General features: G+C 71.4%; 9 protein-coding genes. 1 reads left to right on the top strand and 8 read right to left on the bottom strand.

Annotation, left to right across the window (positions count from 1 at the left end; genetic code table 11):
* Positions 1-289: 289 nt before the first annotated feature.
* From ilvC to AB0K05_RS21235, 5 genes are all read right to left on the bottom strand, one after another.
* Positions 290-1,273, bottom strand: coding sequence for a ketol-acid reductoisomerase (gene ilvC, locus AB0K05_RS21255; RefSeq protein ID WP_219548465.1), 984 nt, complete (start codon positions 1,271-1,273; stop codon positions 290-292).
* A gap of 23 nt (positions 1,274-1,296) precedes the next feature.
* Positions 1,297-1,821, bottom strand: a complete 525-nt coding sequence (gene ilvN / locus AB0K05_RS21250; protein ID WP_148029472.1) for an acetolactate synthase small subunit — start codon at positions 1,819-1,821, stop codon at positions 1,297-1,299.
* A complete protein-coding gene (locus tag AB0K05_RS21245) occupies positions 1,818-3,554 on the bottom strand; it encodes an acetolactate synthase large subunit (RefSeq protein ID WP_148029471.1) in 1,737 nt (578 codons plus the stop codon). The genes ilvN and AB0K05_RS21245 overlap by 4 nt, the downstream gene beginning before the upstream one ends.
* 215 nt (positions 3,555-3,769) lie before the next feature.
* A complete protein-coding gene (locus AB0K05_RS21240) occupies positions 3,770-6,388 on the bottom strand; it encodes an EAL domain-containing protein (protein ID WP_271276417.1) in 2,619 nt (872 codons plus the stop codon).
* A gap of 239 nt (positions 6,389-6,627) precedes the next feature.
* Positions 6,628-7,548 (bottom strand): 2-hydroxyacid dehydrogenase, encoded by a 921-nt coding sequence (locus AB0K05_RS21235; RefSeq protein ID WP_148029470.1) that lies wholly within the window; start codon positions 7,546-7,548, stop codon positions 6,628-6,630.
* 38 nt (positions 7,549-7,586) lie between these two features.
* Between AB0K05_RS21235 and AB0K05_RS21230 the strand changes: the two genes are divergently transcribed.
* The gene (locus AB0K05_RS21230; RefSeq protein WP_364231027.1) at positions 7,587-8,636 is read left to right on the top strand and encodes a PQQ-dependent sugar dehydrogenase; all 1,050 of its coding nucleotides are present in this window, start codon (positions 7,587-7,589) and stop codon (positions 8,634-8,636) included.
* Between the two features lie 3 nt (positions 8,637-8,639).
* Here AB0K05_RS21230 and AB0K05_RS21225 read toward each other — a convergent pair whose 3' ends face one another.
* From AB0K05_RS21225 to AB0K05_RS21215, 3 genes are all read right to left on the bottom strand, one after another.
* On the bottom strand, positions 8,640-10,523 hold the full coding sequence (locus AB0K05_RS21225; RefSeq protein WP_364231024.1) for a VanW family protein: 1,884 nt from the start codon (positions 10,521-10,523) through the stop codon (positions 8,640-8,642).
* Between the two features lie 179 nt (positions 10,524-10,702).
* Complete coding sequence (locus tag AB0K05_RS21220; protein WP_148029467.1) at positions 10,703-11,365, bottom strand: response regulator; 663 nt, start codon at positions 11,363-11,365, stop codon at positions 10,703-10,705.
* On the bottom strand, positions 11,362-12,909 hold the full coding sequence (locus tag AB0K05_RS21215; RefSeq protein WP_261808327.1) for a sensor histidine kinase: 1,548 nt from the start codon (positions 12,907-12,909) through the stop codon (positions 11,362-11,364). The genes AB0K05_RS21220 and AB0K05_RS21215 overlap by 4 nt, the downstream gene beginning before the upstream one ends.
* Between the last annotated feature and the right edge of the window lie 6 nt (positions 12,910-12,915).

Here is a 12,915-nt window from a genome sequence, read left to right as displayed (position 1 = left end):
TACTCTCCGTAGGTAGCGGTCGGAAGTATCCCCGAAGGCCTCTCCGAACAAACGCCGAGAATCACGCTTTGACGTACGAAGAAGCCTCCCTTGGCGGAACCTAGACGAAAGCCGGTCCTCCATGACGATCGGACTACCCACAGGCGACGCCGTCCGGATGAGACGGGGACGGCCACGGCGGCGCCGGAAAAGCGGCAAAAAGGGTGCGGCCCCGGCCGGAGGATCACCCCGGCCGGGGCCGCGCACGCGGACTCACGCGGCTCTGTCAGCCGCGTGACGTCATGAAAAATCAGGCCTTGAGCCAGCTCATCATCGGACGGAGCTTGGCGCCGGTCTTCTCGATCGGGTTCTCCGCCAGCTCGTCACGGTGACGCTGGAACTCCTTCTGGCCGCCGTCGAACTCCTCCACCAGCTCGCGGGCGAACCGGCCGTCCTGGATCTCGGCGAGGATCTCGCGCATCGCCTGGCGGGTCTGCTCGGTGACGACGCGCGAGCCGCGGGTGTAGCCGCCGTACTCGGCCGTGTCGGAGACCGACCAGTACATCTTCGAGATGCCGCCCTCGTACATGAGGTCGACGATGAGCTTCATCTCGTGCAGGCACTCGAAGTAGGCCACCTCCGGCTGGTAGCCGGCCTCGATCAGGGTCTCGAAACCGGCCTTGATCAGCTCGGAGACGCCGCCGCACAGCACGGCCTGCTCGCCGAACAGGTCGGTCTCGGTCTCCTCGGTGAACGTGGTCTTGAGCGCGCCGGCGCGGGTGCCGCCGATGCCCTTGGCGTACGAGAGCGCCAGGTCGAGGGCCTTGCCGGAGGCGTCCTTCTCCACCGCCACCAGGCAGGGCACGCCGCGCCCCGCCTCGAACTGGCGGCGCACCAGATGGCCGGGGCCCTTGGGCGCGACCATGCACACGTCGACGCCCTCGGGCGCCTCGATGAGGCCGTAGCGGATGTTGAGGCCGTGGCCGAAGAAGAGCGCGTCGCCCTCCCTGAGGTTCGGCGCGACGTGCTCGGCGTAGAGGTGGCGCTGGATGTGGTCCGGCGCCAGGATCATCGTGACGTCGGCCTCCTTGACCGCCTCCGACGGCGTGAGCACGCGCAGGCCGTCGTTCTCGGCCTTCTCGCGGCTCTTGGAGCCCTCGGGCAGGCCGACGCGCACGTCGACGCCGGAGTCACGCAGGGAGAGCGCGTGGGCGTGGCCCTGGCTGCCGTACCCCAGCACGGCCACACGGCGCCCCTGGATGATCGACAGGTCGGCCTGGTCGTCGTAGAAAATCTCGGTCACTTGCGAATAACCTTTCAGGCGGTACGGTCCAGTGCCCTGAGGGACCGGTCGGTGATGGAACGGGCGCCGCGGCCGATGGCCACCATGCCCGACTGGACGAGTTCTTTGATGCCGAAGGGCTCGAGCACCTTGACGAACGCGTCGAGTTTGTCGGGGGTGCCGGTGACCTCGATGGTCACCGCGTCGGAGGCCACGTCGATGCAGCGGGCCCGGAAGAGCTGGACGAGCTCCAGCACGTGGGAGCGGCTGTCGGCGTCGGCCTTGACCTTGATCAGCGTCAGCTCGCGCTGCACGGACTGGGACGGGTCGAGCTCGACGATCTTGAGCACGTTCACCAGCTTGTTGAGCTGCTTGGTGACCTGCTCCAGCGGGAGCTCCTCGACGTTGACCACGATCGTCATGCGGGAGATGTCTTCGTGCTCGGTGGGCCCGACGGCCAGCGAGTCGATGTTGAAGCCCCGCCGGCTGAACAGCGCGGACACCCGCGCCAGGACACCCGGCTTGTTCTCCACGAGCACTGACAGCGTGTGTCTGCTCATTCTTCGTTCTCCCACGTAGGCGCCATGTCACGGGCGTACTTGATCTCGTCGTTGCTCGTCCCTGCCGCGACCATGGGCCAGACCATGGCGTCCTGGTGGACGACGAAGTCGACCACCACCGGCACGTCGTTGATCTCCATGGCCTTCTTGATGGTCGCGTCGACGTCTTCGGGACGCTCGCACCTCAGGCCAACACAACCATAGGCCTCCGCCAGCTTGACGAAGTCGGGGATCCGGCGGGTCGCCTGCAGGTCGGTGTTGGAGTAGCGCTCGTCGTAGAAGAGGGTCTGCCACTGGCGGACCATGCCGAGGTTGCCGTTGTTGATGACGGCGATCTTGATCGGCACGCCCTCCAGGGTGCACGTGGCCAGCTCCTGGTTGGTCATCTGGAAGCAGCCGTCGCCGTCGATGGCCCACACGACCGCGTCGGGGTCGCCCATCTTCGCGCCCATCGCGGCCGGGACCGCGAAGCCCATGGTGCCGGCGCCGCCGGAGTTGATGAACGCGCCCGGCCGCTCGTGCGCGATGAACTGGGCGGCCCACATCTGGTGCTGGCCGACCCCGGCCACGTAGTAGGCGTCGGGCCCGGCGATCGCGCTCAGCCGCTGCATCACGTACTGAGGAGCCAGCGAACCGTCGTCGAACTCGTCGTAGCCGAGCGGGTAGGTCTCCTTGTAGCCGTTGAGTGTCGTCCACCAGTCGGCGTAGTCGCCCTGCTGGCCGGACGCCTCGACGGCGGCGATCAGGTCGCCGATGACCTCCTTGCAGTCGCCCACGATCGGCACGTCGGCGTGGCGGTTCTTGGAGATCTCCGCCGGGTCGATGTCGGCGTGCACGATCTTGGCGTACGGGGCGAACGTGGAGAGCTGGCCGGTGACCCGGTCGTCGAACCGGACACCCAGGCCGACGAGCAGGTCCGCCTGCTGCAGGGCGCCCACCGCGGAGACCGAGCCGTGCATGCCGGGCATGCCGAGGTGCTGGGGGTGGCTGTCGGGGAACGTGCCGCGCGCCATCAGCGTGGTGACGACCGGGATGCCCGTCAGCTCGGCCAGGCGGAGCAGCTCCTCGGAGGCGCGGGCCTTGTGGACGCCGCCGCCGACGTACAGCACGGGCCGCCGGGACTCGGCGATCAGCTTGGCCGCTTCGCGGATCTGCTTGGAGTGCGGCCGGGTGACGGGGCGGTAGCCGGGCAGCTGCATGACCGGCGGCCAGCTGAACAGGGTCTCGGCCTGCAGCGCGTCCTTGGAGATGTCGACCAGCACGGGCCCGGGGCGGCCGGTGGCGGCGATGTGGAACGCCTCGGCGATCGTCCGCGCGATGTCGTCGGCGTCGGTGATGAGGAAGTTGTGCTTGGTGATCGGCATGGTGATGCCGGAGATGTCGGCCTCCTGGAAGGCGTCCGTGCCGATCGCCCCGCTGGCCACCTGCCCGGTGATCGCCACGATCGGCACCGAGTCCATGTAGGCGTCGGCGATCGGAGTCACCAGGTTGGTCGCACCCGGCCCGCTGGTCGCCATGCACACGCCGACCTTGCCGGTGGCCTGCGCGTATCCCTCGGCCGCGTGGCCGGCGCCCTGCTCGTGCCGTACAAGCACGTGCCGGACCTTGGCCGAGTCGTACAGGGGATCGTAGGCGGGGAGGATGGCGCCGCCAGGGATCCCGAACACGGTGTCGACTCCCACGTGCTCCAAGGCCCTGACCAGGGCCTGTGCACCTGTCATCCGTTCGGTCATCGGCTCGTTCCTTGTGTGATCACACGTCAGGACATAAAAAATGCCCCTCCCCACGGGAAGTGGGAGCGGGGCGGCGCGCAGGTCGGAGTGCTTCGCTAACGGCCTGCGCGCCGGCGAAGTACTACGAGAATCTCACTGCGAAGCATGGCTTACACGATAGCCGCTCTGAACCGCCCGGTGTCAACTTGGTGGGACACAGGTCTCACACGCTGAGATCAAACGGTGAGACTGGTCCGCATCAGCGAGTCGACGCCCCTGGCCGCCATGGGCCGGGCCACGAGGAAACCCTGACCGCGGGTGCAGCCCATCTCGCGCAGCAGGTCGAGCTGCTCGGGCCGCTCGATGCCCTCGGCCACCACGATGAGCCCGAGGTCGTGGCCGAGCCGCACGATGGTCCGGGTGAGCAGGGTCAGCGTGTCGTCCTGGCCCAGCCCGGACACGAACGACGGATCGATCTTGATCATGTCGACCGGGAGCTGACGGAGGAAGGCCAGCGAGGCGTAGCCGGTGCCGAAGTCGTCGATGGCCAGCCGCACGCCCAGGGCGCGCAGCTCCGACAGCCGCTTGACGGTCTCGTCGGCGTCGTCGACGAGCATTTCCTCGATCACCTCGAGGGTGAGCGCGCAGGCGGGCAGCCCGCTCTCCTCCAGCGCCTCCTCGACCGTCTGCACGAACCGGGGGGCGGTGATCTGGCGGGCGGACAGGTTGAGCGACAGGCCGATGTCCCAGGACTCGGCCCGCCAGGCGGCCACCTCGCGGCACGCCTCGCGCAGGATCCACTCCCCCAGCGGCACGATGAGGCCGGTGTCCTCGGCCGGGCCGAGGAACTGGTCGGGCGGCACGAACACCGAGCCGCGGCACCACCGCACCAGCGCCTCGACCGCGGTCACCCGGGAGGTGGCCAGGTCGACCACGGGTTGGTACTCGATCGCGAACTGGTGCTCGATCAGCGCCCGCTGCAGGTCGGCGGCGAGCTCCAGCCTGCGGACCACGTCGGCGTGCATCTGCGCGGCGAACACCTCGACCCGGCGCCCGCCGAGCTCCTTGGCCCGCGCCATGGCCACGTCGGCGTTGCGGATCAGGTCGCCGGCGGGCACGTCGTCCTCGGCGAAGGCGACCCCGACGCTGCCGGTGAGCGCCACGTCGCGGTCGGCCACCCGGAACGGCTCCTGCGAGACCGCCCGCAGCAGGCGCTCGGCCAGGTCGACGGCGAGCTGGGCGTCGCCGCCGGTCTCGATGAGCACGGCGAACTCGTCGCCGCCCCACCGGGCGAGCGTGTCGTCGGGGCGTACGGCGCCGCGCAGCCGGCGCGCGGCCTGGCCGAGGAGGTAGTCGCCGCTGGCGTGGCCGACGGAGTCGTTGACGGAGGTGAACCCGTCGAGGTCGAGGAATATGACCGCGACGTGGCCGGAGCCGCCGAGCACCTCGCGGGTGCGCTCCTCGAAGTAGGCGCGGTTGGGCAGGCCGGTGACGCCGTCGTGGAAGGTCAGGTGGGCGACCTGGTTGCGCAGCGCCTCCTCGTCGCTGATGTCGCGGGTGGTGACCAGGATCTGGTCCTCGCCGCTGGCGTGACGGGTGGCGACGGACTCGGTGGGCCGCCAGGTGCCGTCGGCGGCGCGTACGCGGCAGGCGATGAGGCAGGCGCCGGGATTGGCGTCGTCCTCGTCGTCGAGGCCCATCGCGCGCAGCGACGACTGGATCTGGGGCACGTCCTCGGGGTGGATGTAGTCGAAGATCGATCCGCCGACGAGCTGCTCGGGGCGGTAGCCGTAGGTCTCCTCCACCCCGGCCCCGATCTCGTGCACGGTGCCCTCGTGGTCGCAGATGAGCACCACGTCGCCGGTGCTCTCGGCCAGGTCGCGCAGCTGCTTCTCACCGCGCGAGAGCAGCGTGCGCAGCCGCAGGTTGACGCCCGACAGCACGAACAGGCGCAGCAGCAGGAGCAGCACCATCGAGGCGGCGACCACCACGACGCCGGTGACGGGCGCCTGCCGCCCCCCGCCCGACAGGTGGACGACCATCGTCACGGTGGCCACGGCGACCAGCGCCAGCGGCAGCAGGGCGACGAGGCTGCCCATGAGCGGCCAGGCCGTCACCTCGCGGGGGCGTGCCCAGGGCACGACGGTCAGCAGCAGGAACGCCGCCGGCGCGAGCGCCAGGCTCCATCCGGGCGGCCCGCCGCCGTCGAGCCTGGCCACGGCGCCGGCCAGGCTGGAGGTCGTGGTGGCCGCGAGCACGCACAGGCCCGCCACGCCGAGCGGCAGGGCGACGGCCCTGCCGGTGACCACGGAAGGCACCACCGCGCACGTCACCAGCAGCGCCAGCATGGGCGGCAGCATCGAGAAGGTGAACAGCGCCGGGTCGGCGGTGTTGTCGTAGACGTGGCGCAGCGCCACCACCCAGCCGACCACGAACAGCGCGGCGGCGGACAGGTAGGAGTCGGTGACGTGGCGGAGCACGACCAGGGCGGGCGGGCGGCGACCGCCGGCGACGAGCGCGCCCCCGCCGATCAGCACGGTGCCGAGCAGCACGAGCAGGTCGGCGAAGCTCACCATGAGGCTCGAGCTGTCGGTGAACGGGCGCACGGCCACGCCGAGTGCCCAGACCGCGGCGCCGCCGCCCATCCAGCGGATGCCCCTGGACATGGACCGGCGCTCGGCCGGCGGCCCGGAGGCGAGCAGCAGCGAGGCGGCGGCGAGCATGGCCGCGAGGAATCCGGCGACAGCGCCGATGTAGAGGGCCGGGCCGCCCGCAAGGAGCGCAGCCGCGACCCCGGCCGCGCCGATCGCCGCTCCGGCGGTCAGCGATGCCCGTGGATCACGCCAGCGGATCACAGTCGTTGCCCATCCCGTCCTCGAACCCTGCTCCCGTGGCCGCCGAAGCCCGGCGGGTCCACATCGCCAGTGTGTGTGGTCTCGGCTGCGCGGGTGGTGACAACGCCGATGTCGTCACCGATCTGATAACCACACGGACCAATTGCCGCCAAGAATTCCTTGACAGGAAGTCAGGAAACCTTGGATAGACGCAACCGTACGCACCGAAGGTCACGGCCCAGCCACGTTCCGGATTCTCCTCAGTACGCGTCGGTGATGATGTTGTCCAGCGGCTCGCCGCGGAGGTGCCTGGAGATTTGCGCCCGGATGAGCTTCAGCGTGCGCCGGCCGGATGCGGGCGTGCTGCCGGCCACGTGGGGGGTGATCAGCACGCCGGGGGCGCTCCACAGGGGGTGGCCCTCGGGCAGCGGCTCCGGATCGGTCACGTCGAGCGCGGCCCGCAGCCGGCCGGCCTCCAGCTCGGCGACCAGCGCGCCGGTGTCGACCACCCCGCCCCTGGCGGCGTTGACCAGCACGGCGCCGTCCTTCATGCGGGCCAGGAATCCGGCGTCCACCATGCGGGCGGTGGCGGGGGTGGAGGGCACGAGCAGCACCACCACGTCCGCTTCCGGCAGCAGGCCGGGCAGCTCGTCCATGCCGTGGACGGGCCCGTACTCGCTGTCGCGGGCGCTCCTGGCCACCCGGACGATCTCCACCTCGAAGCCCGCCAGGCGGCGCTCCAGCGCGCCGCCGATGGAGCCGTAGCCGACGATCAGCACGGTGGAGTCGGCGAGCGCCCCGGTGTGGCGGTAGGTCCACGCGCCGCGCCGCTGCGCGCCGGCGAACTCGGGGAACTCGCGGACGACCGCGATCATCGCTCCCGCCGCCCATTCGGCGGTGCCGGCGTCGTGCACGCCGCGCGCGTTGCACAGCACCACGCCCTCCGGCAGGTGAGGGCGGTACGGGTCGACGCCCGCGGTGACGGTCTGGAGGAGGCGCAGCGAGCGCATGCGGGCGAGGATCCCGGGCACGTCGGACACCACCACGAGAGGCGGGACCCACACCTCGACGTCCTCGATCCCGGGCGGCTCCGGCACGTCGCGGTGGAACACCGCGCACTCCACGCCGGGCAGCTCGGACAGGACGTCGGCGACAGCGTCGGAGGGCACCCAGATCTTCATGCGGGAAACCTTAAGGGTCGGGAGTGAGTATGGGACACATGAGGCACATCTGGATGATCATCTTTCTGGCGGCGCTCACCGCCTGTTCAGGCGCGGACGGGGTGGCGACCACGCCCACGGCCTCCGTCAGCCCCGGGCGCTCCCCGGGCGAGCCCACGACGGTGGCGGAGAACCTCGCGGTGCCGTGGTCGATCGCGTTCCTGCCCGGCGGGGACGCGCTGGTGACCGAGCGCGACACCGCCCGGCTGGTCCGCGTGAGCGCCTCCGGCCAGGTCACCGAGGTGGCCAAGATCGACGGCGTCGTCCCCGACGGCGAGGGCGGGCTGATGGGGCTGGCGGTCAAGGACGACCAGGTGTTCGTCTACTACACCGCCGCCGAGGACAACCGGATCGTCCGCTACCGGTTCACCGGCGACGGGGTGTCGGATCCGCGGGTGATCGTCCAGGGCATCCCCAAGGGCGGCATCCACAACGGCGGCAGGCTGGCGTTCGGGCCCGACGGCCACCTGTACGCGAGCACCGGCGAGATCGGCGACCGGGAGCTGGCGCAGCAGCGCGACTCGCTCGCGGGCAAGATCCTGCGGATGACCCCCGACGGCGAGCCCGCGCCCGGCAACCCGTTCGGCACGCTCGTCTACAGCCTCGGCCACCGCAACGTGCAGGGCCTGGCCTGGGACGACCAGGGCAGGCTGTACGCGTCCGAGTTCGGCGCCAACAGCTTCGACGAGCTCAACCTGATCAAGCCGGGCGCCAACTACGGCTGGCCGGAGGTCGAGGGCCGCGGCGACGACCCCGATTTCGAGAACCCGATCGTCACCTGGGACACCTCGGAGGCGTCACCGTCGGGGCTGGCCTACGCCGACGGGTCGCTCTGGATGGGCGCGCTGCGCGGCGAGCGCCTGTGGCAGATCCCGCTGGCCGCGGACGGCTCGCCCGGCGAACCGGTGGCCCACTACTCCGGCGTCTACGGCAGGCTCCGCGCGGTCTCCACGGCTCCCGACGGGAAGCTCTGGGTGGGCACCAGCAACAAGGACGGCCGGGGCGACGTACGTGACGGCGACGACAGGATCATCGCCGTCACGCCGTGACGGTCAGCTTCCGGAGGCGCAGACGACCTCGGCCCGAGGACGGTACTTGGTGGTCAGCTTCTTGTCGCGCTTGACCACCTTGCCGTCGTTGTGGAAGACGCGGGTGACGTCGATGGTGAAGCCCTGCTGGCCGGGGCCGGCCACGCAGTCGGGGGCGTCGCTGGTCTCGCGGCGGAACGGGGTGAAGTCCCGCTTCTCGGACTCGACGGCCTCGACCTTCTCGTACCGCTTGGTGCTGTAGAGGGTGACCGTGACGGACGTCTCGGTGGAGGCCGTCTTGATCAGCACGCCGTGGTCGGAGTCGTTGCGCCACTTCAGGTCGAGGTCGGGGTAGAGCAGCGCGGCGTCGCGGCCGGCCGGGTAGCGGGTCGAGTGGTAGTCCATCGGCGTGTGCGCCACGTCCTCGAAGCCGCCGTAAAAGACCGCGTTGTAGAGCGCGGTGGCGAACTGCGACGAGCCGCCGCCCATGATGGTGAGCAGCCGGCCGCCGACGATCTGCGGCGCCGGCACGTAGCCGCCTTCGGTGGTGCGCTCGCCGACCAGGTCGTTGAGCGAGAACGTCTGGCCCGGCCTGACCAGGTGGCCGTCCACGTCCGCGGCCATCTGCCTGATGTTGGTGACCCGCGGCTGGCAGCAGTCGAACATGGAGGTGAACGAGCCCACGGCCTCCTTGATGCCGAGCCCGCTCACCTGCTCGGTGGTGACGTCCGGCGGCGCGGCGGACAGGGTGACGGGGACGACCCGCTCGCCGCCGCGCCGCAGCATGCCGGTCACGTCGCGGGCGAGGCGCTCCTCGTCGATGCCGCGCCCCGCGCGGGAGGTGACGAGCCGGGGGCTGCCGTCGACGATCTCGTACGTGGCGTCGCGTGGCGCCTGGGCCGCGTCCACCAGGACGCTCTCCACGGGGCCGAGCGCCTTCGCGGCGTCGAACCGGGGCTTCAGCGCCCCCTCGTCGTCGGCCACGAAGGTCAGGCTGGCCGCGATGGCCGCCGGGGTGAGCTGGGCCTGCTTGCCGTCGAGGGTCAGCGTGATCGGGCCGGCGACGGCGCGCCTGGCCTGGGTCCTGGCCCGGTTCACGGCCTCCTGCGTGGTGGCGGGCTCGGCCGGTTTCAGCGACAGCGACGCCTTGCCGCTGCCGGTGAGGAAGGCGGCGCTGATGGCCTTGACGGCCTCGCCCCGGTCGAGCAGCGCGCCGGGGCGCGGCTGGGTGACGACGGGCCGCAGCTCCTTGAAGGTCACCTTGCCCTCGGTCGGAGGCTTGTCGACGGTCCCGGCCAGCGCCTCGACGGTCCTGGCGAGCTGGGAGGCGTCGACGGTTACCTGGGGTTCCAGCTCGGTGGTGCCGGTCAGCGCCCGCCACACCTCACCGGGGCTGGGGAAGCCGCTGGGCACCTGGTTGATCGTGCTGACGACGTCCAGTTGCAGGCCGGCCTCGTCGGGCTGGACGGTGTCGCGGTGCTTGCCGACGGTCACCACGACGGGCTTGCTGAGCTCGGCGGCCAGCTCGGCGCGGAGCTTCTCGGCCGCCTGCGTGACGGTCAGGCCGCCGATGTCGACGCCGTCGACGCGGGTGCCTGGCAGCACGGTGCCGGACATCAGCACGGCCGGCACCAGGTAGGCCAGGAGGACGGCGAGGACCACGAGCACACCGACGGCGGGCAGCAGGCGGCGCCGCCTGGACGGCTCGGGGTCGGTGTAAGTGGGCGGCTGCGGCTCGGTGAAGGCCGGTGCGGGATTCACGCTGACCGGCCACGGCTGCGACTGCTGCGGGGCCGGGGGCGGCCCGCCGTTCGCGGCGGCCTGGGGGCCCTGGCCCGCGGGCGGGGACTCCGGCCGGCCCTGGGGGCCGAAGATGTCCCTGGACACACCGGGTGGAAGGCCTTCCACCTTCGGCTTCCTCGAAGTGGCGCGCGAGGGTAACGGCACCGAGGCGAACGGGTCGGTCGGTGATTCGATCGGTCCCGCGTTACGCACGCCTCAATCTCCTCCCTCTCCGCAGCCACTTCTCAGGAAACAGTAAGGCACGCGGGTACGGATATGTCACGAGAAACGACTACGGAAGTGTGTCAGCCGATCCAGCGGTATCGGTGTTCCGGTCTGCCCGCCGTCCCGTACCTGGGCCGCAGCTCGGCCCGGCGGGCGCCGCACAGGTACTCCAGATAGCGGCGCGCGCTGACCCGCGACAGTCCCGTCAGGGAGGCGGTCTCCACGGCCGACAGGTCGCGGCCCGCCTCCCGCAGCACCGTGGCGACCAGTGCGCAGGTCGCCTGCGACAGGCCCTTGGGCAGCGCCGGCGGGGTGCCGGTGACGCCGAAGAGCCGGTCCACGTCGTCCTGGTGGGCCTCCGGCCCGATGGCGCTGAGCTGCCTGCGGGTATGGGCGTACTGCTGGAGCCGCTCGGTGAGCGCGGCGGCGGCGAACGGCTTGATCAGGTAGTTGACCGCCCCGCCGCGCATGGCCTCCCTGACCGTCGGCACGTCGCGGGCCGCGCTGATGACCAGCACGTCCACGCCGCTGATCGCCTTGAGCACTTCCAGGCCGGACATGTCGGGCAGGTAGATGTCGAGCAGGACGAGGTCGGGCCGCGACCCGGCGACGGCCGTGATCGCGTCGGCCCCGTTGTGGGCGGTGGCCACCACCTCGAAGCCCGGCACCCTGGCGACGTAGCCGGCGTGGATGCGGGCCACCATGAAGTCGTCGTCCACGACCAGCACCCGGATGTCGCTCACGTCGCCGCCTCCTCGGGCAGCAGGGCGGTGAACACCGCGCCGCCGGAGTTGCGCACCCGCACCCAGCCGCCGCGGCGCAGGCAGGCCTGACGGGTGAGCGCCAGGCCGAGCCCGCGCGGCCCCGAGTGGGCCGCCTTGGTGGTGAACCCCTCACGGAAGACCTCCTCCACCAGCTCCGGCGTGATGCCCGGCCCCGAGTCGCGCACCCGTACGCGCAGCCCGCCGTCCCCCGCCACGACCGAGACCTCGATCGTGCCGGCCCGGCCGTCGAGCGCGTCGATGGCGTTGGCCACCAGGTTGCCGACGACCAGGACCGCGTCCTGCGGGTCGCCGAGCGCCCCCTCGGGCACCGTGGAGTCGTCCGACAGCACCAGCCGGGCGCCGCGCTCGGCCGCCTCGGCCGACTTGGCCAGCAGCAGCGCGGCCAGCGTGGGGTCCTGCACCCGCTCGCGCAGCTCGCCCGCCTTCACGCCCGGGGTGGTGCTGGTGATGAACGCGATGGCGGCGTCGTGTTCGCCCATCTCCAGCAGCCCGACCACGGTGTGCATGCGGTTGGCGAACTCGTGCGCCTGGGCCCGCAGCGCCTCCGTCGCGCTGCTGGTCGACTCCAGCTCGCGGGCGAGCCGGACCAGCTCGGTGCGGTCGCGCAGGGTGATCACCCAGCCGCTCTGCCGGCCCCGTACGGACACCGGGGTGCGGTTGAGCACCAGCACCCGCTCGCCGTGCAGGACCACCCGGTCCTCGCCGGGGTCGGCGCCGCCGAGCACGTCGCGCATGCGGTCGGAGACGGGCATCCGGGTCAGGTCGTCGCCGACGTCGCCGAGCAGCTCGCGGGCGGCGTCGTTGACCAGCGTCACCCGGCCGTCGAGGTCGAGCGCGAGCACGCCTTCCTTGACGCCGTGCAGCACGCCCTCGCGCTGTTCCAGCAGGGCGGCGATCTCGCGCGGCTCCAGCCCGAACGTCTGCCTGCGCACCCTCGCGGTGATCAGGGCGGCCGCGGCGAGCCCGGCGACGAGCACGGCCGTCGCGGTCCACAGCAGCGGCGGCAGCGCGCCCGCCACCTCGCCGATGACCGTGGTCTCCAGCACGCCGACCGAGACCAGGCCGATGACCTCGCCGTACTCGTCGCGCACCGGGGTCTTGCCGCGGACCGTGATGCCGATCGTGCCCTTCTGGGTGCCCACCCAGTCGCCGCCGGTGGTGAGCACGTAGCTGCCGTCGGTGGACAGCCGGTGGCGGATCAGCGAGGCGTTGGGGTGGGCGTAGCGGACCTGGTCGGCGTTGGCGATCACCACGTAGTCGGCGCCGGTGGTCTGCTGCACGCTCAGCGCGAGCGGCTGCAGCACGGTCTCCGGCCGGCGCAGCTTGAACGCCTCGCGCACCTGCGGCAGGGCGGCGACCGACTGGGCGATGGCCAGCGCCCGCTGCTCGTAGCGGGAGTCGTACTGGTTGCGGGTGTGCTGTGCCCAGACAGCGGCGGTGCTGCCGACGGCGAGCAGCACGATCGCCATCTGGAGCACGAACAGCTGGGTGCCGAGTCTCACGCAGCA

Origin of the sequence: Nonomuraea sp. NPDC049486 (assembly GCF_040676925.1) — a bacterium.
Classification (GTDB): Bacteria; Actinomycetota; Actinomycetes; order Streptosporangiales; family Streptosporangiaceae; genus Nonomuraea; species Nonomuraea ferruginea.
Note: the sequence above shows the minus strand (reverse complement) of the source record. Positions and strands in the feature narration are given on the sequence as shown.